Genomic DNA, 19,032 nt, shown 5'->3' on the forward strand with positions numbered 1-19,032 from the left:
ATGCAAAAAGTAGTTTTTATAGCAAGTGTTCTTCTTTTTATGGCTTGTGGAAGCACTAAGAATCAATTTGGGATAGCTCAAAAACACACTACTTTAAATGGAAAAAAACCTATAGTTGTTGCCCATCGTGGTGCTTCGGGTTATTTGCCAGAACACACGATAGAAAGCTATGCCAAAGCCATTGAAATGGGAGCTGATTATATTGAGCCAGATTTAGTAATGACAAAAGACGGGCAACTCGTTGTGCGCCACGAACCAATGCTTTCTGGAACAACAAATGTGGCTGAAATTTTAGAATTTGCACATAAAAAAACAACAAAAAACATAGATGGCGCAGTGCTAACAGATTGGTTTGTTTCAGATTTTACTTTAACGGAAATGAAACAATTAAAAGCCAAACAAGCATTTGAAGAAAGATCTCAAGACTTCAATAACTTATATTCGATTCCTACTTTTGCGGAAGTTATTGCTTTGGCAAAACAAAAATCAAAACAGCTAGGTCGTACAATTGGGATTTATCCAGAAACAAAACATCCCTCTTTTCACGAGAATTTGAATTTGAAAATCACAGATAAATTATTGGAAGAGTTAGAAATTGCCAATTGGAATACTGTTTCTGCACCAGTTTTTATACAATCGTTTGAAGTTTCAAATTTGCAATACATCAGAAGTAAGTCTTCTGTTAAAATCATACAGTTGTTAGGATGTTATGATGTGGCTTTAAATGGGGATTTGATTTTTAATGTTCCAAAAGGCGAAACAGTCTCTGAAGGAAAACCGTACGATTGGTATTTAAAAGGCGATACTAGAGATTTTAGTTTTTTTAGAACTTCGAAAGGATTAGATTTTGTAAAAACGTATGCAACTTGAATTGCAGTTTGGAAACCATTTATAATTCCGTACAAAGCAACAGATACAAACAATGATGGTGTTGCTGATGATGTAAGCAAAGATGGAAAAGTCAATGATGCAGACAAAGAAGCACTGCAGCCAACTCATTTAATTGCTGAGGCGCATAAACGAGGATTGCAAGTGCATTGTTATACTTTTAGAAATGAAAGCCGAAGATTATTAAAAACATACAAAAACAACCCAATTCTAGAATATCAAGCATTTTACAAATTAGGGATTGATGGATTATTTTCAGACTTTACCGATACGGCCGTAAAAGCTAGATGATTTTTGCTATTATTTCTTAACCGATTCTTTCAATTTTTTAGCACCTTCTTCTACTTTTTCAGCACCTTTTTCAATGGCTAATTTTACTTTCTCTTTGACTTTGGCAGAATCCATTGCTTTTTTAGCTTTCACTTTAGCAGAATCTAAAGCCAGCTTCATATCGGCAGAAACGGCTTTGGTAGCTTCTTTTACCTTGTTTGTAGTATCGTCTTTGCAGGATGCCATTAGTAAAGCAACACTTAGAATTAGAATTATTTTTTTCATAATGATTTATTTTTAAATTATCCCGAAATCGTCTCCACACTATTATCAATTTTTCCAACCAGTCCAACCAATACTTTCCCTGGACCAACTTCAGTAAATGAAGTCGCACCGTCTTTAATCATTTGTTGTATGGATTGTGTCCATTTTACAGGAGCTGTCAATTGGGTAATTAAATTTTTCTTGATTTCGTTTGAATCAGAAACGGCACTCGCAGTTACATTTTGATATACAGGACAAATAGGAGTAGAGAATGTTGTTGCTTCAATAGCTGCTGCTAATTCCTCACGAGCTGGCTCCATCATTGGGGAATGAAATGCTCCACCAACAGGCAAAATCAAAGCACGTTTTGCTCCAGCTTCTTTCATTTTTTCGCATGCTTCTTCTACTGCTTTATATTCCCCTGAGATAACCAATTGACCTGGACAATTATAATTGGCAGCCACCACAACGCCATCAATAGAAGCGCAAATGTCTTCTACAATTTTATCTTCCAAATTCAAAACTGCTGCCATAGTGGATGGTTTTATTTCACAGGCTTTTTGCATTGCCAAAGCTCTTTTGGAAACCAGTTTTAATCCGTCTTCAAAGGATAAAGTGCCATTGGCAACGAGTGCTGAAAACTCACCTAACGAATGTCCAGCAACCATTTCTGGTTTAAAATTTTCTAATGTTTTGGCTAATATTACAGAATGCAAAAAAACGGCGGGTTGGGTTACTTTGGTTTCTTTGAGTTCTTCGGCAGTGCCTTCGAACATAATATCTGTAATTTTAAAGCCCAAAATTTCGTTGGCTTTTTCGAATAATTCTTTGGCTAATGCTGAGGTTTCGTACAATTCTTTTCCCATTCCTGAAAATTGAGCGCCTTGACCTGGAAATATATATGCTTTCATAAATTTAATTAAAACGATTAAAAATTAATTTTAAATTTCAAACAAAAATACTGTTTTTTAAGATATAGTTGATTTTTAGAATCGGTATATTTGAAATATTGAAAATGGTACAATGAAATCCGAAAAAGAAAAAATGCTGGCTGGCGAAACTTATTTCAGTAATGACAAAGAATTAACTATTGAAAGGCAAAACGCTAAAAAACTACTTCACAAATTGAATGTAACCGAATATTTAATGAATGGTAATGCAAGAGGTATTCTAAAACAATTACTGCCAAATGCACACAAGCGTTTGTATATCGAACCTCCTTTTCATTGCGATTATGGTTATAATATTCATTCTGGCGAAAATGTGTATTTCAATGTGAATTGTGTGGTACTAGATACAATGAAAGTAACCATTGGAAACAATGTGTTTTTTGGTCCAAATACTCATATTTATACCGCTACACACCCCCTAAATACTATAGAAAGAAGAACTGTTGAAAGTTCTAAGCCAGTTTCTATTGGGAACGATTGTTGGATAGGTGGAAATTCAATTATTCTTCCTGGTATTTCGATAGGGAATGATTGTGTGATTGGAGCTGGTTCGGTTGTGACCAAAGACATTCCAGACCATTCGCTGGCTGTTGGAAATCCTGCTAAAGTGATTAGAAAAATAAATTGAAAAACTATTCGTTTTTATAAAAACTCAAAGCTCCAGAAGGACATTTGTTTACTGCTTCCATAATTTTTTCGGAAGTGGAAGCATCTATTTTTATCCAAGGTTTGTCTTTGGGTTGAAAAACATCAGGATTCGCCCGAACACAATTTCCTGAATGAATACATTTGCCCGATTGCCATACTACAGTGATTTCGCCATTAGTATATTCTTTTTTAGTGTCTTTTGGATCCATAATTATAGTGTTGTGTTAATACTTATTTTCCCTTTTAATAATTTAGAAATGGGGCATTTTTCTGCAATTACCAATAATCTTTCTTTTTGTTCCAATGTTATTTCAGACGAAAAAGAAATATTTCGTTTGATAGTTGTTGATAATTCGCCTCCAGTTTCTTGCTGTAAATTTAATGAGATATATATTTCAGGAATGATCCATTGTTTTCTATCAATATACATTCGCAAAGTAGAAAGCGTGCAACTCGCTAACGATGCTAACAAAGCAGTAAATGGATCGGGACCTAAATCTTTTCCACCTACATTTTCTGGTTCATCCATCAAAATTTGACCGTTTCGCCAAGTGATGGTGCACAAGTATTTTTGTAAACCAATACTTCCTGTTATGTCTTTTTCAAATAGATCTTTCATTATAAAACGTCTTGAAATTCAGGTACTTTATTAAAAACACTTTTTGCAAAAGGACAGAGCGGAATGATTTTTATGTTTTCCTCTCTAGCATATTCAACGGCTTTGGTTACCATTTTTTTACCAAAACCTTTTCCGTTAAATGCGGAATTTACTTCGGTATGATCAATGATGATTTTGTCTTTTCCTGCAAAAACAAAGGTCATCATTGCTTCATGTTTTCCATTTACATCAATGTAAAAAAAGCCTTTTTCTCCATCGATTTTTAATTGCGCTTCTTCGTTCATCTTTTATCAATATATATTATTCCATTGGAATTTCCATTAACAAAAACTCAGCATCAGTATTAGCTTTAATTTCTAATGATTTAAAATCAGTAATTCCCAAAGCATCACGAGTAGCTAATTCTTGACCATTCACTGTTACTTCTCCATTTAGATTAAAAAAGTACAAGCCATTACCTTCTTTTTTTAATTCATAACGTGTAGTTTTTCCTGCTTCAAATTTTCCTAAATGGAACCACGCATCTTGATGTATCCAAACCCCAGCATCATCAGGATTTGGGGATAGAATTTGTTGTAACTTATTATTTCTGTCTTCTGGATTTAGAGTAATTTGTTGGTAACGCGGTTCTACATTTCTTTTGTTTGGGAATAGCCAAATTTGAAGTAATTTAGTTTGTTTGTCTTCGTTTGGATTGAATTCACTATGTTGAATTCCAGTTCCTGCACTCATTACTTGAATGTCGCCATTTTTGATTACTTCGGTATTTCCCATACTATCTTTATGAGCTAAATCACCTTCAAGAGGAATCGTAATAATTTCCATATTATCGTGCGGATGAGTGCCAAAACCCATTCCAGCCGCAATAGTGTCATCGTTCAAAACACGAAGAACGCCAAACTGAACTCTATCAGGATTAAAATAACTTGCAAAACTAAAACTATGATAGGCATTCAACCAACCGTGATTGGCGTTTCCTCTTGTGTTGGCTTTGTGTAGAAAAATATTTTCCATAGCTATAAATTTAATGATTTTTATGATACAAATTTACAATAAGGAAAAGTGACTTGTACTTAATGTAGATTAAGAAAAGTATATTGAATTAATTTGAACTATCTCCAAAGAGCAAGATGCTATTTTTTATAAAAAAAAATAGTTTTGCTACAAATAATTGTAGTACTTTTATTCTTGATTTATTAACCAAAAAAAAAACTAACAAAAACAAAAAACTATGTCACAAAATTTAAAGCCTTTGCAATGTTCAATTATTAATTCGTCTCCTTTTACAATTGACAACACCGTCAATTTAGAATATCCAATGGCGCCAATGACATCAGTTTACTATGTATCTGATTCAAATATGCTTATTATCAAAACGGTAGTTTTTGTGGATAGCGCAGCAGGAATTAATCCAGAGGAGCTTAGTTTTGTTTCTTCAGAAAACAAAGGTGTTCTTACATTAACATTAGATTATACTTTTGAGGAAGAAACGCCTTCAACTTTTTCTTGTTTTTATATAGAATTAGGTTACCCAGCAACACCAGGACAAATTACATCGGTTATAACATTCTTAAATAACGAAGATCCTAAAACGAGTAGAGGAACAACAACTGAAGTTCCACCACTGTAATTTCATTGTAAATTAATGTTTAGAGTAAAATATATATTTTATCTTCTATTATCAATAATTACTCCTTCTTCTTTTGGTCAACAAAAGGAGAACGAGCAATTATTTTATACTAGCATAGAAGAATTAGCGAAATCAAAATATCAAAATCAAATCAATTTTAATAAAGCAATAAAATATTTTATTGAAAAAAATAATGATTCAACACTAATCTATTGCAATAGACAACTTGTAGAGAATAATAAAATTCCTGAAGTAAATGATTATTGTCATTATTTTAGAATGAAAAGCTTTAAGAATAAAAAACTGTATAAGGAAGCATTAAAAGAATCCAATATTGTTTCAGAAAAATTTAAATATTATAATGATCTTCAGATAGCTATAGGTCAACTGTATTTAGAATTGTACCAATTTAAAAAAGCATTAAGTTATTTTTTAAAGGTTGAAAAAAGCCAGTCGCAAAACCTTCTTGATCTAGCAGATTTAAATGAAAATATTGGAGTATGTTATCTTCATTTAAAGAATTATAACGATTCTGAAAAGTATTTGCTTAAGTCTTCTGAAATTTTGAATTTAGAAAAAGAGGAGGACAAATTATATTACAACTCTACCAACCTTGCTAATTTATATTACGAACAATATAAAGACAAAGAAGCTATTTTTTATTTTGAAAAAGCCTATTTAATTTCAAAAGAGTCTAAAAATTATTCAAAAAAAAAATCGGCGGCTAATAATATGGCTGTAGTTGAAGAAAACAGAAAAAACTTTGAAAAAGCACTTATTTTTAGAAAAGAAGCGGAGAAGTGGAATGATTCATTAACGGATCAAAATAAAATTTGGGCAGTTGCAGATGTGGAAAAGAAATTTGCTATTACCCAAAAAGAAAAGGAAATTCGAGTTCTTGAAGTGGAGAATGAGATTAAAAACACGCAACGAAATGGACTGTTTCTTGTCGCTCTTTTATTATTGAGTATGTTTGGCATTGGGTTTTATTTTTACAGACAAAAAATTAAAACCAACAAAATTATTCTTGCACAAAAAGATAATCTTGACGAATTAAATGCCACGAAAGATAAACTATTTTCAATAGTTAGTCACGATTTACGTTCCTCTGTGAATGCTTTAAAAACTAGTAATACCAAACTATTAAGTAATTTAGAAACCAAAAATTATGCAGAATTAGATGTGCTGTTACACAAAAATAATGCAATTGCTAACAGTTCTTATAATCTGTTAGATAATTTACTCAACTGGGCGCAACAACAAACAAACCAATTGTTTTTCCAGAAAGAATCTTTGCACTTGCACTCTATTGTACAACAAGTAGAATACAACTACAAACCATTAGCATCCAATAAAAATATTGAGCTCATAAATAAAGTTGAAAAAAATGTTTTTGTCTTTATGGATTTAGATTCTTTGAAAATAATAATGCGAAATATTCTAGACAATGCATTAAAATTTTCAAAAGAAAAAGGAACGATCTCTATTTATACTCAAAATTCTGAAACTGATTTTATACAATTAGTTATTGAAGATTCTGGTATTGGAATGAGTGCTAATGTGATACAAGAATTACTGCAAAAAAATATGCAATTATCTAAAAAAAATAACAAAGAAATTATTGGAACTGGACTTGGAATGCAACTTTGTAAATCTATGATTGCCAAAAACGAAGGAAAACTAGATATTGAAAGTAAAGAAGGTCTTGGAACAAAAATTATATTATTTTTACCAAAAGATAAGGCGAATGGATAAGATAAATATTCTCATAATAGAAGACACAAAAGTGGAGAGTGATGAATTGGCAAATGTGCTTATCAATAGTGACTATAATATTGTGGGAATAGCTACTAATTACACTGAAGCATTGACCTTGTTTTATCAGAATAAAGTCGATTTAGTGATTATTGATGTTTTCTTAAACGGTCAGCCTGAAGGAATTACTTTTGCAGAAACTATAACAATAACTCCTAATGCAGCGAAACCATTCGTTTTCTTAACCAGCTCTAAAGACCGTCAAATTTTTGAAAGAGCTAAACTTACCAAGCCATTTAGCTTTCTACTTAAACCTTTTAACGAATTAGAAGTTTTGTATGCCATTGAAATGGCTGTCGAAAAGTTTTATGAGCAAACTAATGTATTTGTAGGTGAAGATGAAGATACTGTTATTGGTAACAATTATTTATTTATAAAAAAGAACACTGCTTTAAAGAAAGTGGCAATTGAAGACATTATTTATATTGAAGTTGAAGAAAGATATTGCAATATAATTACACAAAAAGAAAAATTTCTAGTAGCTCTTTCTTTAACTAAAATCATTTCTCTTTTAGATGCTGATAAGTTTGCAAGAACACATCGTAATTATATTGTAAATACTAATAGAATTACTGAGATAATACTTGCTGACAACTTAATAATATTAGAAGGAAATCATAAAATAAATTTAAGCGACAAATACAAAGATTTTATACGCAAGTTTAAAATATTGAAATAATTTTTAAGTAAAAAGATATTTAAAATCTTCCAATTTTATTGGGAGATTTTTTTTGCTTTAAATCCTGTTAAGATGATTCTCTTTTCTCATAACAGAAATTCTTCTGATTATGCAAAAAAATAAATTTTACCTTATTTCTTATTGTAGTTCTATAAGTTAAAATTAAGGTTAAATTGTTACCTTATATCAGAAGCTAAATTACAAAACTCATTGGTGAGTAATCAACAAATATTAGTGATTAAATTAGAATTTGTGTTGATTTGTGAAAACAGAGTAGCCTTGCTTTTTCTAAAAACTATGAAAACGATAAAAATATTAAAAAATCACAAATTTTTATATTTAATAGTGATTTGCAATTATATTTCTTCTTTCGTGACGTAAATATTGCTTCTTGTATCAAAAAAAAATGATGTTTTAGATCTTTTTCGTAGACTTGTAGTATAAAATAGACTCAAGATAAATTTTGTAAATAGCTTATTATTTTATCAAGAATCAAATATTTAACCCATTAATTAACAAGCTTTTAAATCCTTTAAATTATATAACTATGTCAAATTTAGATTCCTACATTCAGAAATTATTAATTGATGATGAAACTTTATCACAATTTATTCAAAATCCTTTGGTTTCAGAGTCCGCCTATGGACTAACAAAAGCTGAAAGGTCTGTATTAAGAAGAGTTCTTATACATCTTCCAGCAACAGCAAAAAGTGGGTTTTCAGGTGCGAGATCTTATGCATCTTTTCGCAGATCACTTCGTCTTATTCAAAATGTACTGCATAATTCTTCAACAACTGTGCATGCGAATGTATTAAGCGCAATCTCTAATGTGGAAGCTGCTTTAGTACCTAGTGCAGTAAGTCAAAATGGGGGCACATTTTTCATGTACGTGTATTATCCTAATGGAGGTAGTAATGATTTTACCTGTAAAGCTAATTCAGATGTTAATAATTATGGAGGTCCTTATTCCAACTATCGCTATTTTCAAATAGTTTTTGGCGAAGGAGCTACCACAGTTGAAAGATTACTTTTAGGAGCTTCTCAAGCTTTTCCAAATAACATTTCGTACCAAACAGTTAACGGAGCTAACGGATCACCATACGTTTCTGAAATTGATATTGACGGAAATTCAATAATTGCCGATTTAAGCAATCCTTGTTATAATTTATCAAAAAATCCAAAAGCTGATGCCGCATTTTGGTTTTATTCAATAAATGGTTTGCCAAACCATGAAGGGAAAAATGGCATAGAAGGAATGAGTTTTAGAGATTATCCTCTCAATAGTGGTGATACAGTTTATTGGCAATTAATTGCTCCAGATCAGGCATATGGCTTTCAGCCTTGTGTATAAATAAATTACATTTTTCTGATAAAAATTGTATTAAATTTCCGATTGCCCCAAAGCACTCAACATCTATAATAGTTTCTTATTTTGTTAAAATTTAAGATATGAACTTATTTAATTTTAGTCCAAATTTTGAAAGTCAAAAAGCTTTTAGATTGTACTTTAAATAACAAAGAGAAATAAAATAGATGTTGAATGTACATGGTGGTTAAAAAGTGTTTTTTTGGATTTTAAGCAAATAGAGTTATAAATAAAAAAAGTATTGGTAGAATTTCTTTACGAAGTATAACTAAAAAGCAAAGTTTAAACTTGCTTTGATTAATTTGAAAAAAAACAATAAGAACCCTTTTTTGCTATGATACATAACTTGGGAAAAGTAATGATAATTAGAGATCTAGGTATACTTTAGAAGTAATGATTGAATTTGATGAAGGGTATATTTAATATCAGTATTGCAAAGAAGATTTTTTAGGAAATTATCTTAAAATCAATAGAAAATATCTTCAATTATATCCAAATGAATTTGTTTTTAAATTAATAGAATATACTTTAAAAAAACTATTCTCTAGGCGAACAATTGCATTACATAATTTTGATATTATACTTATAATCTGAAATAGAATACTTAATACTAAAAACGCAAACAAAATTATGTCAAAAACTAATTTAAACATTCCAGCTGGATGGGTTGGTGGATTTCCGCCCGCAAATATGCCTAATATGGTATATCCTAAAAGAGACCTTTCATCATTACCAATGCTAGGCAATATGGATAACATCAATTTTTTGCAAAGACAATTAGGCGTTAAATGGCCAGAATTTAGCTGGGAAACTGAAAAAGGAGCAAAAGACCCTAAAAGATGTTTTCAGCAATTTTCGCCATATATTTCTAGGATAGGTTACACCAACGAAGGAAGAATATATTCTATAATTTGTCCTCAACAAGGTATTTGGTTAGAAGATGAAATTTGCTTAAATGTTGAAATTACTGTAACTGGGCAAAGAGGCTGGGTGAATGAAAGCACAAAAGAACTTGCGGCAGATATGACTGTAGAAGGTAAAATATGGTTTACTCCAGCAGAACACCAAGGTTTAAAATTGAGAGGACTTTTGCCCTTATTACCTAAAGGTTATCCTATAAATAAAGAAAACGCAATAAGGGTATTAACGCATTTACCGAATGATCCTAATCAACCTATTTTTCAGGTAAATAAAGGACTTACCCCAAGATTTACCAATCCAGATTTTGCAAAGCATGACAATGAAGCATTTACTGAAGGCAATATAGATGTTGAAATTGGAGGTATAAGACTTATAAATAATTCAAAAATAGATAAGTTTAATCAATTTATTTTAGATGTTTTTAACACAGGTTCAGGTAATATGTTGCAAAAAGGGAATGTATTGTCATGGAATTTATGGTTTGTAGAACCCACATTAGTTTCTATTCCAGAATGGAAAGATCATGCGAAAAAGTGGAGAGACTCCATAGATGCCCATCACGGTTCTCCAACAGGAGAAGGAACTAAAGCTCGATATTTTGATGGATCTTATTTTAATGCTAAAGTATTTGTAATAGAAGAAATAATCAAGTATATTAAAGAGCATATATAGATGTAGTTTAAATTTTTTTGATTGAAGCGAAAAATTAAGATTTTTGTTTCAGATTTTTACTTTTTTGAACTTCATAACACCACTAAGGTGTAACAAAAAGGAGAAATAGGGCGCAAATAGATAATTTTGCAGCCAATTGAAAAAAAGTTAAACGACTTCTAATATATAGATATAAAAATATTAAACTAATTTTTAATTAAATAAACTTAAAATCTTCCAATTTTATTGGGAGATTTTTTTTGCTTTAAATTCTCGTAAGTGGATTTTCTCATCTTATGACATAAATTAAGCTCTTGGTGTCAATAGCTGTTTTTTAACTTATTTCTTGTGGTAATTTTATATCAAATAATATATTAACTCATTTTTATTAATCTAGAAAGAATAGAATAAATTAAAAGTATAAATTATGAAAAAATTTAACCTTAAACTAATTGCTCAATTGTTTTTATTGGGATCTATATTAATAGCGTGCAATAAAAATAATTATCTACCACTAGATGTAAAAAAATCTTGTGAAGTCTCTGAATCCGAATTTGCATCGTGGTTTAAAAACGAGAAAGTAACAGAAAATGGTTTTGTAACACCTGCAAATAGTGTCAATTTTGTTCACAAAACCAACTGTGATTTTTATAAATGGTCACAACGAATGTTTTTATGGATGACTTCGAATGGAAGTTACAATGAAACTGTTTTTGAGTCGCCAGAATTCTACTCTGTTATGCCTTTAGTAAACAACCAAAGAGTATTAATTAAAAACCAACCAGGAAAAACATTAAGAGCAATGGCTAATGTTGATAAAACAGGTAAAATTGTTAGCGAAGAAGGGCAAGCAACGGATGATGTTTTAATGGATGCCAATGGTAATTTAATTTATTATATTACTATGGTTAATGACGTCTACGCGGAATTTTTAACAGCTGTTAAAAATAAAAAAATGAGTGGAAAAACTTTTCCGACAACAAAAGAAGAAAGAGATAGTATTTTTAATTATGCAAACGAAAATGGTATTGAATTGAAAAACAGTAATACGCTTGCAATTGAAATAAAAACGTCTTGGGCTGAGGTTTCTAAAATTAAAAACGATAAAGAATATATCACTATTGATGCTTTAATACCTGTATATACTAAAAGTAGTGAAGGAGTCTGGGTAATTACTGGGGAGAGAAATGCAAAATTGGCTTTGATTGGAATGCATATTGTAGGAAGTGCAAATGGGCATCCTGAAATGATTTGGGCAACTTTTGAACACAAACAAAATACTCCAAATGCAGGTTATCAATATGTAAATGATAAAGGAAAAACAATAACCGTACAATCAGATAAAGGCAATGAATGGTTATTGAATAATAACATAAATGATTCATCAAATGTTTCACATATGACTTTTAAAAATGATTCTATTATAGCAAATAAAAACTTTACAATTTCACCTAGTTGTACAGTAAGAACAAAACCTTGGGGAAGTAGTACTGATGTGAAACCAAATGCAGAGAATACTTCACCAGCAGATTCGAATAGTGAAATTATTTCTATTAATAACTCTGTAATCACTAAGCTCAAAGGGAATGATATTCGTAAAAACTATGTTTTTATTGGAGCAACTTGGACAGAAAATGGCTCAGCACCTAATGGATATAGCTACAATTCTAGTATAGATTCTCTTAAAGTATCTGGTGTAGCAATTGGTACTAGTCAACTGGCTAACTCAACAATGGAAACGTATGCGCAAAACGGCGAAAAGTACAATCCTTATGGTTCTTGTTTTAGTTGCCATAGCGATGCTAAAAGTTTACGACCAAGTAGCATAAGCCATATTTTTGCTAAAATAGCACCGTTGTCAAAAACTATAAAAGGAACTAGTTTAGTCGAAAGTCTTAATTACTCTAATGCTAGGTCACGGGTTAAGTTTCCGAATAGCGTCTCTTTTTAAATTTTGTCAAATAAACTGTTTCGCACAGAAAATGTGAAGGTGGATTCTGAAAAACCTTACGAGTAAGAAAAAATAAAAAACATTTAGTTTATGAGTAATTTAGGCACTGCAAATTTTGGTTCTACTGTAGAACTAGGAAATGGAGCTCAATTTTGGGCTTATTTATCACCGGAGAATGAAACTTCAAAAATGATTAGAAGTTGGAGAGTAACAATCTCTCAAGGAAATTGGTCGGATTCGATTTCAAACGAAAACCCAAGTAAACAAATCCAAACTAACGGATTGTCTGGCAATTTCAATTTAAATGTTGAGGTTTTAAGTGGTTCTACCGGAATGTGGCAAAGTTTACTACCTGTTCAAGGCAGTACCAATCAGATCGGGTGCAACTCTAATTGTGCATCAATGGTTGGTATAGTTGCAGATAGCACTACTCCTCCAATTGGAAGTATTAATGCGAAGTTTTGGACTACGTGGGACGCAATGTGTTCGACCAAATAATTAATTAAATACGAAAGGGAATCGTCTATTAATGGCGATTTCCTTTTTCTCTCAATAACCTACTTTTCATTTTACTAAAAAACTCTGGAGTAACACCAATATAAGAAGCAATATTTTTTTGAGAAATTTTTTGAATTAAAGAAGGATATTTTTTACAGAATTTTTCAAAACGTTCTTCAGCGGGTAAGCTTAAGTTATCCATTAACCGTTCTTGATATGAGACCAAAGAATTTTCAGTCAAAATTCTAAAAAAGCGTTCTAGTTTTGGAATTTCGAAATACAATTTTTCCTGATTTTCTTTTGATAGCAAAACCACTTCGGCATCTTCAAGTACCTCTATAAATAGATTACCTTGTTTTTGAGAAAGTAAACTATACATATCGCCAATCCACCATCCTTCGCAAGCAAAATGCAACACATACTCCACAATGTTGTCGTTGATACTAAAGCTTCTTAGAATTCCTGAACTTACAAAATAAGAATACTTACAAACTTCACCAGCATTTAGCAATATTGTCTTTGCTTTGTAATGATGTGTTTCGGTTTTAGATAAAAAAAGTTCTTTTTCCTGAGGAGTTAAAGAAACATATTTGGATAGATTATCTAAAATTAGCGACATATTCTACTTTGTAGTTGGCAATAATTTAAACGAAGTAGCTTTAAATCTATCTCCAACAATTTCTCCAGCAATTTCTGCTTTTCTGATCGTAGAACAAAATCCATCGTGAGCGTGGGCATCACCGTGATCGTCTAATTTTGTACCTTCTACAAAATAGGCTTTTCCATCAATTCTAACGGCTAGGTCACAACCGCTTGCTTTCATTCCAAATTTGCATTGTCCGCAAGAAGCTTCTACAATTTTAGTTTTCTCTGTTTGTTTTTTATCTTGTGCATTGCTTAATAATGCTGTAAATAAGAATAAAATAAGAATAAAATTTTTCATTTTTTTTAGATTAAGAAGTTAATGTGCTTTTATGAATAGGGACTAAATTGATGTTTTTATAATTCTCTACACACCGTCTTTTCGGGCCACATTTCATTCTGTGAGGTCCGCATGAGATTAGTATTGAAACGATTATGAGTCCTAAACAAATTTTTTTCATATTAAGAATTTACTATTACTAAAGTAGCAATTTTTTTGGCTCGTTCTACAATTTCTTCAATTGGTTTGTCTAGAGTGTCATTAGTCAAAATCACACCCATTCTTCGATAAGGTCGTGAAGTGGGTTTGTTGAAAATTCTAAAATCGGTTTTTGGCAATGCTGCCACTTTTTCGATACCAGAATAGGTTGGGTTTTCAGAATGTTCTGAAGCTAAAATTACTGCACTTGCTCCTGCTTTTTCTAATGTGATTTCAAAAATAGGCAAACTCAAGATTGCTCGTAAATGCAATTCGAATTCGTTAAAATTTTGTGTTCCTGCCAAAGTCACCATTCCTGTATCGTGTGGGCGAGGAGATAATTCAGAAAAGTAAACGCCATCATCAGTCAAGAAAAATTCGACACCAAATAAGCCTGCACCACCCAGCGCTTGAGTAACTTTTCTCGCCATATCTTGTGCTTCGTGCAAATCTTTGTCGGAAATTCTAGCGGGTTGCCAACTTTCTTGGTAATCGCCACGCTCTTGACGGTGACCAATTGGTGCGCAAAATAAAGTTGGATTATTATTTTGAACAACGGTCAATAAAGTTATTTCGGAATTGAATTTTACAAAAGCCTCGACAATGACTTCTATGACATCACCACGAGAACCTTCCACAGCATAATTCCACGCTTTTTCAATGTCAGATTCGGTTTTTATGGTCGATTGCCCTTTCCCAGATGAACTCATCAATGGTTTCACAACGCACGGAATGCCGATTTCTAAAACTGCTTTTTGCAATTCATCGGATGAGGTTGCATAACGATAATTTGCAGTTTTCAGACCCAACTCTTTGGCAGCCAAATCACGAATCGCCTTTCGATTCATTGTGAAATTTGCTGCTTTTGCTGATGGGACTACTGTTATTCCTTGTTTTTCATAATCGTAAAAACGTTCGGTACGAATGGCTTCAATCTCTGGAACAATAAAATCAGGTTGGTGTTTGGCAACAATTCGGTCTAATTCTGAACCATCAAGCATATTAATCACTTCAAAACCGTGAGCAACTTGCATTGCTGGAGCGTTTTCATAACTGTCAACAGCAATGATGGTTTGACCGATTCTTTGTGCGGCAATTGCAAATTCTTTGCCTAATTCGCCTGAACCGAGAAGTAATATTTTCATTGGAGAAAGTTTATAATTATAAATTTTTAAGGGGAATGGTTTCTTTTTTTTCTAGCGTGAGGGATAGAGGCGGTATCCTTTTTTTATTTTGTACTTCGACAGGCTCAGTATGACAAAATAAAAAAAGATATAGCCGAAAGCCCGACCCGATTTTTCTTCGGGTCACGCCCAAATTTTAATTATTCTGAATTCGGTTTATGCTAAAGCTTCTTTGATTCTTTTGAGTGCTTCAGTTAGGATTTCTTCGCTTGTGGCATACGAAATTCGGATGCAATTTGGATTTCCGAAAGCATCGCCAGTCACGGTAGCTACGTTGGCTTCGCCTAACAAATACATTGAAAAATCGTCGGCATTGTTGATGGTTTTGCCTCTTAATGTTTTTCCAAAATAGGAGGAAACATCTGGAAAAACATAGAATGCGCCTTCAGGAACATTGAGTTTTACGCCTGGAATTTGTTTGGTTAAAGCTACGACTAAATCTCTGCGAGAGTGAAATGCTTTGACCATATCATTCAAAACCGATGGATCTGCATCAACAGCAGCAATTGTGGCTCGTTGTGCTATGGAATTTGCTCCTGAGGTTACTTGTCCTTGCATTTTGGTACAGGCTTTGGCAATGAATTCTGGTGCGCCAATGTATCCAATTCTCCAACCTGTCATTGCAAATGCTTTGGCAACTCCGTTGACAGTGATGGTTCTGTCGAACATTTCTGGAATGGAGGCAATGCTGCAAAATGTGCCTGAAAAGTTGATGTGTTCGTAAATTTCGTCTGCAACAACAAAAATATTTGGGTATTTTTTGATTACTTTTGCTAGTGCTGTTAGCTCTTCACGGTTGTAAACGGATCCACTCGGATTACAAGGGGAGCTGTACCAAATCATTTTAGTTTTTGGCGTGATGGCTTTTTCTAATTGTTCTGGTGTGATTTTGAAATCGCTTTCAACAGTTGTTGGAACTTCAATAGGAATTCCGCCAGCCATCTTGACAATTTCATAATACGAAACCCAGTATGGTGCTGGAAGAATTATTTCGTCACCATCGTTTATCATGCATTGTGCAATATTGTAAAGCGACTGTTTTGCGCCTGTGGAAACTACAATTTGTGACGGTTTGTAATCGAGATTGTTGTCTCTTTTAAATTTTCTACAAATGGCTTCTTTCAATTCCAAATAACCTTCTACAGGTGTGTATTGCGAGTAATTTTCGTCGATGGCTTTTTTGGCTGCTTCTTTGATGAAATCTGGGGTATTGAAATCTGGTTCGCCTAAACTTAAACTGATAATATCTTTGCCTTGTAATTTTAATTCTCTTGCTAATGCTGCCATTGCCAAGGTTTGTGATGTAGAAAGTGCATTAATTCTGTCTGAAAGAAGATTGTCCATTAAATTGTGGTGGTTTAGTATAGTTAGATTACAAATATATTAAAAAAAAAGACGCACACTTGGTACGTCTTTGTAATTTTTTAAGCGGCAATTAGAGGCTTTTGCCCTAAATCTTTCAAGTGACGAAAGTGAGCAATAACTGCACTTCGCATTGTTTTGTATTCGTAATATGGTAAATTACATTCTGAAGCAGTTTGTTTTACGATTTCAGCAATTTTTCCATAATGGATATGGCTTATGTGTGGAAACAAATGATGTTCTACCTGGTGGTTTAATCCGCCAGTATACCAGTTTACGATCCAGTTTTTTGGTGCAAAGTTAACGGTAGTAAACAATTGATGAATGGCCCAAGTATTTTCTATTTCGCCTTCCTCGTTTGGATTTGGGTTTGTTGTGTCATCAATAATATGTGCTAATTGAAAAACAACGCTTAATATTAAACCCGCTGTATAATGCATTGCGAAGAAACCAATAAGCACTTTCCACCACGTTACTCCTATAAGTAATGGTAAAACCAACCAAAAACTGAAATATACTATTTTAGAAATAACCAATCCTGTCCATAAATTTGTTGGATTTGGCGCGTCTCCATAGGATAATTTTCTTTTTAAATACCCCCCCATTTGTTTAAAATCGGTTGTTAAACACCAGTTTATAGTTAATAATCCGTAAAGGAAAATGGAATAATAATGTTGAAATGCGTGAAATTTCTCCCATTTAGCTTCCTTAGTAAAACGAATTACTCTTCCTGCATCAAGATCTTCGTCGTGTCCAGGGATATTGGTATATGTATGGTGCAACACGTTGTGTTGTACTTGCCAGTTGTATACATTTCCAGCAAGAATATAAATGCTTCCGCCCATAATCTTGTTCAGCCAAGGTTTTGAAGAATAGGAACCGTGGTTTCCATCATGCATAACATTCATGCCAACTCCAGCCATTCCAATTCCAATTACAATTGATGATAGGAAGTGAACCCAGAAAGGCATATTCACAAATAATATAGCAAAAAATGGGATGAAAAATAGACCAAACATAACAGCAGTTTTAAGGTGCAATTTCCAGTTTCCAGTTTTTTCTAATCGGTTGTCTTTAAAGTAGGTGTTTACACGAGAATTTAAAGTTCTAAAAAACTTCATAGAATCGTTCCGTGAGAAAGTAGGGATGTTTGTATTCATAATATATGATATAATTTGCAAAGATAAATATTAAATGATTTGAAAAGTAAACATTAACACATTTTTAAATCTAGTATATAAATATGTACTTTTGTGTAAAAATAGTATAAATGGAACAAATTTTAAAGAATTTTCCTAATTTAACAGACGTTCAACGCGATCAGTTTCAAAAATTGGAAGCTTTATATCAAGATTGGAATGCCAAAATCAATGTGATTTCTAGAAAAGATATTGATGAATTATATATCAAACACGTTTTACACTCGTTAGCCATCGCTAAAATTCAAGCCTTTGAACCAGGGACTTATGTGCTTGATGTGGGAACTGGTGGAGGTTTTCCTGGAATTCCGTTAGCGATTTTATTTCCTGAAACTCGTTTTTATTTGATTGATGTTATTTTAAAAAAGATAAATGTTGTGAAGGCTGTTGCAGAAGCTTTAGAACTCAAAAATGTAAAAGCGGAACAGCTTCGTGCCGAAAATGTAAAAGGCGATTTTGATTTTATTGTAAGTCGAGCCGTGACCAATATGCCTGATTTTGTATCTTGGATAAAAGATAAAATCAAGAAAACCAACAAGCACGAACTTCAAAATGGAATTCTTTACTTAAAAGGTGGAGACTTGACTGAAGAATTAAAAGATTTTCCTAAAGCCACAGAATATAATATTTCAGAATTTTTTGAAGCTGCGTTTTTTGAAACTAAGAAAGTCGTGCATTTGCCCTTGAAGTTTAAGCCATAAAAAAGCCACGAATTAGCAATTATTTGTCAATTCGTGGCTTTGTATTTATTGTTTAATCTATCCCAAAAAAGGATAGGCGTAATGTTCTGGTGTTACAAAAGTTTCTTTGATTGTTCGTGGTGAAACCCAACGTAGTAAATTTTGTGCTGAACCCGCTTTATCGTTTGTTCCAGAAGCTCTAGCGCCTCCAAAAGGTTGCATTCCTACTACAGCTCCAGTTGGTTTGTCGTTAATATAAAAGTTTCCGGCTGCATTTTGTAAAGCAACGGTAGCTTCTTCAATAGCGTAACGATCTTGACTCAAAATAGCGCCAGTA

General features: G+C 32.5%; 23 protein-coding genes and 1 pseudogene. 12 read left to right on the forward strand and 12 right to left on the reverse strand.

Annotated elements, in window-relative coordinates; translation table 11 throughout:
• Together RMO70_RS06415 and RMO70_RS16905 are read left to right on the forward strand one after the other, a co-directional pair.
• Window positions 1-870 (forward strand): glycerophosphodiester phosphodiesterase family protein, encoded by an 870-nt coding sequence (locus RMO70_RS06415; protein ID WP_310555599.1) that lies wholly within the window; start codon window positions 1-3, stop codon window positions 868-870.
• A gap of 114 nt (window positions 871-984) precedes the next feature.
• The gene (locus RMO70_RS16905) at window positions 985-1,179 is read left to right on the forward strand and encodes a glycerophosphodiester phosphodiesterase family protein (RefSeq protein WP_409025072.1); all 195 of its coding nucleotides are present in this window, start codon (window positions 985-987) and stop codon (window positions 1,177-1,179) included.
• Window positions 1,180-1,188: 9 nt separating this feature from the next.
• Here the strand turns inward: RMO70_RS16905 and RMO70_RS06420 are convergent, their stop codons facing one another.
• Both RMO70_RS06420 and fabD read right to left on the reverse strand, forming a co-directional pair.
• Entirely contained in the window at window positions 1,189-1,443 is a 255-nt protein-coding gene (locus tag RMO70_RS06420; protein WP_310555600.1) for a hypothetical protein, read from the reverse strand.
• A 17-nt stretch (window positions 1,444-1,460) separates the two neighbouring features.
• Window positions 1,461-2,333 (reverse strand): ACP S-malonyltransferase, encoded by an 873-nt coding sequence (gene fabD / locus RMO70_RS06425; protein ID WP_310555601.1) that lies wholly within the window; start codon window positions 2,331-2,333, stop codon window positions 1,461-1,463.
• A 112-nt stretch (window positions 2,334-2,445) separates the two neighbouring features.
• On the opposite strand from fabD, the gene RMO70_RS06430 reads away from it, so the two are divergent.
• Window positions 2,446-3,000, forward strand: a complete 555-nt coding sequence (locus RMO70_RS06430; RefSeq protein ID WP_310555602.1) for a sugar O-acetyltransferase — start codon at window positions 2,446-2,448, stop codon at window positions 2,998-3,000.
• Between the two features lie 4 nt (window positions 3,001-3,004).
• On the opposite strand, the gene RMO70_RS06435 is transcribed toward RMO70_RS06430, so the two are convergent.
• Genes RMO70_RS06435 through RMO70_RS06450 form a run of 4 tightly spaced genes read right to left on the reverse strand, consistent with a single transcriptional unit; the run spans window position 3,005 to window position 4,653 of the window.
• Window positions 3,005-3,229 carry a (4Fe-4S)-binding protein gene (locus tag RMO70_RS06435; RefSeq protein ID WP_310555603.1) on the reverse strand — a complete coding sequence of 75 codons (225 nt, stop codon included), beginning with the start codon at window positions 3,227-3,229 and terminating at the stop codon, window positions 3,005-3,007.
• 2 nt (window positions 3,230-3,231) lie between these two features.
• Window positions 3,232-3,639 (reverse strand): OsmC family protein, encoded by a 408-nt coding sequence (locus RMO70_RS06440; protein ID WP_310555604.1) that lies wholly within the window; start codon window positions 3,637-3,639, stop codon window positions 3,232-3,234.
• The gene (locus tag RMO70_RS06445) at window positions 3,639-3,923 is read right to left on the reverse strand and encodes a GNAT family N-acetyltransferase (RefSeq protein ID WP_310555605.1); all 285 of its coding nucleotides are present in this window, start codon (window positions 3,921-3,923) and stop codon (window positions 3,639-3,641) included. Before RMO70_RS06445 ends, RMO70_RS06440 begins: the two co-directional genes overlap by 1 nt.
• 16 nt (window positions 3,924-3,939) lie before the next feature.
• On the reverse strand, window positions 3,940-4,653 hold the full coding sequence (locus tag RMO70_RS06450) for a pirin family protein (RefSeq protein ID WP_310555606.1): 714 nt from the start codon (window positions 4,651-4,653) through the stop codon (window positions 3,940-3,942).
• 217 nt (window positions 4,654-4,870) lie between these two features.
• Here RMO70_RS06450 and RMO70_RS06455 point away from each other — a divergent pair, with 217 nt between their 5' ends.
• The 8 genes and pseudogenes from RMO70_RS06455 (at window position 4,871) to RMO70_RS06485 (ending at window position 13,150) form a co-directional block, all read left to right on the forward strand.
• The gene (locus RMO70_RS06455; RefSeq protein WP_310555607.1) at window positions 4,871-5,269 is read left to right on the forward strand and encodes a hypothetical protein; all 399 of its coding nucleotides are present in this window, start codon (window positions 4,871-4,873) and stop codon (window positions 5,267-5,269) included.
• Window positions 5,270-5,284: 15 nt separating this feature from the next.
• Window positions 5,285-7,024, forward strand: coding sequence for a tetratricopeptide repeat-containing sensor histidine kinase (locus RMO70_RS06460; protein WP_310555608.1), 1,740 nt, complete (start codon window positions 5,285-5,287; stop codon window positions 7,022-7,024).
• On the forward strand, window positions 7,017-7,763 hold the full coding sequence (locus tag RMO70_RS06465) for a response regulator transcription factor (protein WP_310555609.1): 747 nt from the start codon (window positions 7,017-7,019) through the stop codon (window positions 7,761-7,763). Before RMO70_RS06460 ends, RMO70_RS06465 begins: the two co-directional genes overlap by 8 nt.
• 547 nt (window positions 7,764-8,310) lie before the next feature.
• Window positions 8,311-9,114 (forward strand): hypothetical protein, encoded by an 804-nt coding sequence (locus tag RMO70_RS06470; protein WP_310555610.1) that lies wholly within the window; start codon window positions 8,311-8,313, stop codon window positions 9,112-9,114.
• A 334-nt stretch (window positions 9,115-9,448) separates the two neighbouring features.
• Window positions 9,449-9,546: pseudogene (locus RMO70_RS16910) on the forward strand (IS1595 family transposase); the annotation flags it as partial.
• Between the two features lie 213 nt (window positions 9,547-9,759).
• A complete protein-coding gene (locus RMO70_RS06475) occupies window positions 9,760-10,722 on the forward strand; it encodes a hypothetical protein (protein ID WP_310555611.1) in 963 nt (320 codons plus the stop codon).
• 406 nt (window positions 10,723-11,128) lie between these two features.
• Window positions 11,129-12,652 carry a hypothetical protein gene (locus RMO70_RS06480; protein ID WP_310555612.1) on the forward strand — a complete coding sequence of 508 codons (1,524 nt, stop codon included), beginning with the start codon at window positions 11,129-11,131 and terminating at the stop codon, window positions 12,650-12,652.
• Window positions 12,653-12,742: 90 nt separating this feature from the next.
• Window positions 12,743-13,150: a hypothetical protein gene (locus RMO70_RS06485; protein ID WP_310555613.1), complete on the forward strand. Its 408-nt coding sequence runs from the start codon at window positions 12,743-12,745 to the stop codon at window positions 13,148-13,150.
• Window positions 13,151-13,178: 28 nt separating this feature from the next.
• Here RMO70_RS06485 and RMO70_RS06490 read toward each other — a convergent pair whose 3' ends face one another.
• The 5 genes from RMO70_RS06490 to RMO70_RS06510 form a co-directional block, all read right to left on the reverse strand.
• Window positions 13,179-13,769 carry a Crp/Fnr family transcriptional regulator gene (locus RMO70_RS06490; RefSeq protein WP_310555614.1) on the reverse strand — a complete coding sequence of 197 codons (591 nt, stop codon included), beginning with the start codon at window positions 13,767-13,769 and terminating at the stop codon, window positions 13,179-13,181.
• 3 nt (window positions 13,770-13,772) lie between these two features.
• Complete coding sequence (locus RMO70_RS06495; RefSeq protein ID WP_310555615.1) at window positions 13,773-14,093, reverse strand: DUF6370 family protein; 321 nt, start codon at window positions 14,091-14,093, stop codon at window positions 13,773-13,775.
• A 161-nt stretch (window positions 14,094-14,254) separates the two neighbouring features.
• Window positions 14,255-15,415, reverse strand: coding sequence for a formate-dependent phosphoribosylglycinamide formyltransferase (gene purT / locus RMO70_RS06500; RefSeq protein ID WP_310555616.1), 1,161 nt, complete (start codon window positions 15,413-15,415; stop codon window positions 14,255-14,257).
• A gap of 195 nt (window positions 15,416-15,610) precedes the next feature.
• Window positions 15,611-16,798: a pyridoxal phosphate-dependent aminotransferase gene (locus tag RMO70_RS06505; protein WP_310555617.1), complete on the reverse strand. Its 1,188-nt coding sequence runs from the start codon at window positions 16,796-16,798 to the stop codon at window positions 15,611-15,613.
• An 80-nt stretch (window positions 16,799-16,878) separates the two neighbouring features.
• A complete protein-coding gene (locus RMO70_RS06510; RefSeq protein WP_310555618.1) occupies window positions 16,879-17,976 on the reverse strand; it encodes an acyl-CoA desaturase in 1,098 nt (365 codons plus the stop codon).
• A 110-nt stretch (window positions 17,977-18,086) separates the two neighbouring features.
• Here RMO70_RS06510 and rsmG point away from each other — a divergent pair, with 110 nt between their 5' ends.
• Window positions 18,087-18,716 (forward strand): 16S rRNA (guanine(527)-N(7))-methyltransferase RsmG, encoded by a 630-nt coding sequence (rsmG, locus tag RMO70_RS06515; RefSeq protein ID WP_310555619.1) that lies wholly within the window; start codon window positions 18,087-18,089, stop codon window positions 18,714-18,716.
• 57 nt (window positions 18,717-18,773) lie between these two features.
• Here the strand turns inward: rsmG and RMO70_RS06520 are convergent.
• Window positions 18,774-19,032 (reverse strand): aldehyde dehydrogenase family protein (locus tag RMO70_RS06520; protein ID WP_310555620.1); only part of this gene is annotated, 259 nt, incomplete at its 5' end.

It is taken from the genome of Flavobacterium sp., assembly GCF_031422135.1.
Taxonomy (GTDB): Bacteria; Bacteroidota; Bacteroidia; order Flavobacteriales; family Flavobacteriaceae; genus Flavobacterium.

What these genes read in the sequence shown, in the direction of transcription:
- RMO70_RS06415 (WP_310555599.1), top strand. Translation starts at nt 1, where the DNA reads ATGCAAAAAGTAGTTTTTATAGCAAGTGTTCTTCTTTTTATGGCTTGT.
- RMO70_RS06420 (WP_310555600.1), bottom strand. Translation starts at nt 1,443, where the DNA reads ATGAAAAAAATAATTCTAATTCTAAGTGTTGCTTTACTAATGGCATCC.
- fabD (WP_310555601.1), bottom strand. Translation starts at nt 2,333, where the DNA reads ATGAAAGCATATATATTTCCAGGTCAAGGCGCTCAATTTTCAGGAATG.
- RMO70_RS06430 (WP_310555602.1), top strand. Translation starts at nt 2,446, where the DNA reads ATGAAATCCGAAAAAGAAAAAATGCTGGCTGGCGAAACTTATTTCAGT.
- RMO70_RS06435 (WP_310555603.1), bottom strand. Translation starts at nt 3,229, where the DNA reads ATGGATCCAAAAGACACTAAAAAAGAATATACTAATGGCGAAATCACT.
- RMO70_RS06440 (WP_310555604.1), bottom strand. Translation starts at nt 3,639, where the DNA reads ATGAAAGATCTATTTGAAAAAGACATAACAGGAAGTATTGGTTTACAA.
- RMO70_RS06445 (WP_310555605.1), bottom strand. Translation starts at nt 3,923, where the DNA reads ATGAACGAAGAAGCGCAATTAAAAATCGATGGAGAAAAAGGCTTTTTT.
- RMO70_RS06450 (WP_310555606.1), bottom strand. Translation starts at nt 4,653, where the DNA reads ATGGAAAATATTTTTCTACACAAAGCCAACACAAGAGGAAACGCCAAT.
- RMO70_RS06455 (WP_310555607.1), top strand. Translation starts at nt 4,871, where the DNA reads ATGTCACAAAATTTAAAGCCTTTGCAATGTTCAATTATTAATTCGTCT.
- RMO70_RS06460 (WP_310555608.1), top strand. Translation starts at nt 5,285, where the DNA reads ATGTTTAGAGTAAAATATATATTTTATCTTCTATTATCAATAATTACT.
- RMO70_RS06465 (WP_310555609.1), top strand. Translation starts at nt 7,017, where the DNA reads ATGGATAAGATAAATATTCTCATAATAGAAGACACAAAAGTGGAGAGT.
- RMO70_RS06470 (WP_310555610.1), top strand. Translation starts at nt 8,311, where the DNA reads ATGTCAAATTTAGATTCCTACATTCAGAAATTATTAATTGATGATGAA.
- RMO70_RS06475 (WP_310555611.1), top strand. Translation starts at nt 9,760, where the DNA reads ATGTCAAAAACTAATTTAAACATTCCAGCTGGATGGGTTGGTGGATTT.
- RMO70_RS06480 (WP_310555612.1), top strand. Translation starts at nt 11,129, where the DNA reads ATGAAAAAATTTAACCTTAAACTAATTGCTCAATTGTTTTTATTGGGA.
- RMO70_RS06485 (WP_310555613.1), top strand. Translation starts at nt 12,743, where the DNA reads ATGAGTAATTTAGGCACTGCAAATTTTGGTTCTACTGTAGAACTAGGA.
- RMO70_RS06490 (WP_310555614.1), bottom strand. Translation starts at nt 13,769, where the DNA reads ATGTCGCTAATTTTAGATAATCTATCCAAATATGTTTCTTTAACTCCT.
- RMO70_RS06495 (WP_310555615.1), bottom strand. Translation starts at nt 14,093, where the DNA reads ATGAAAAATTTTATTCTTATTTTATTCTTATTTACAGCATTATTAAGC.
- purT (WP_310555616.1), bottom strand. Translation starts at nt 15,415, where the DNA reads ATGAAAATATTACTTCTCGGTTCAGGCGAATTAGGCAAAGAATTTGCA.
- RMO70_RS06505 (WP_310555617.1), bottom strand. Translation starts at nt 16,798, where the DNA reads ATGGACAATCTTCTTTCAGACAGAATTAATGCACTTTCTACATCACAA.
- RMO70_RS06510 (WP_310555618.1), bottom strand. Translation starts at nt 17,976, where the DNA reads ATGAATACAAACATCCCTACTTTCTCACGGAACGATTCTATGAAGTTT.
- rsmG (WP_310555619.1), top strand. Translation starts at nt 18,087, where the DNA reads ATGGAACAAATTTTAAAGAATTTTCCTAATTTAACAGACGTTCAACGC.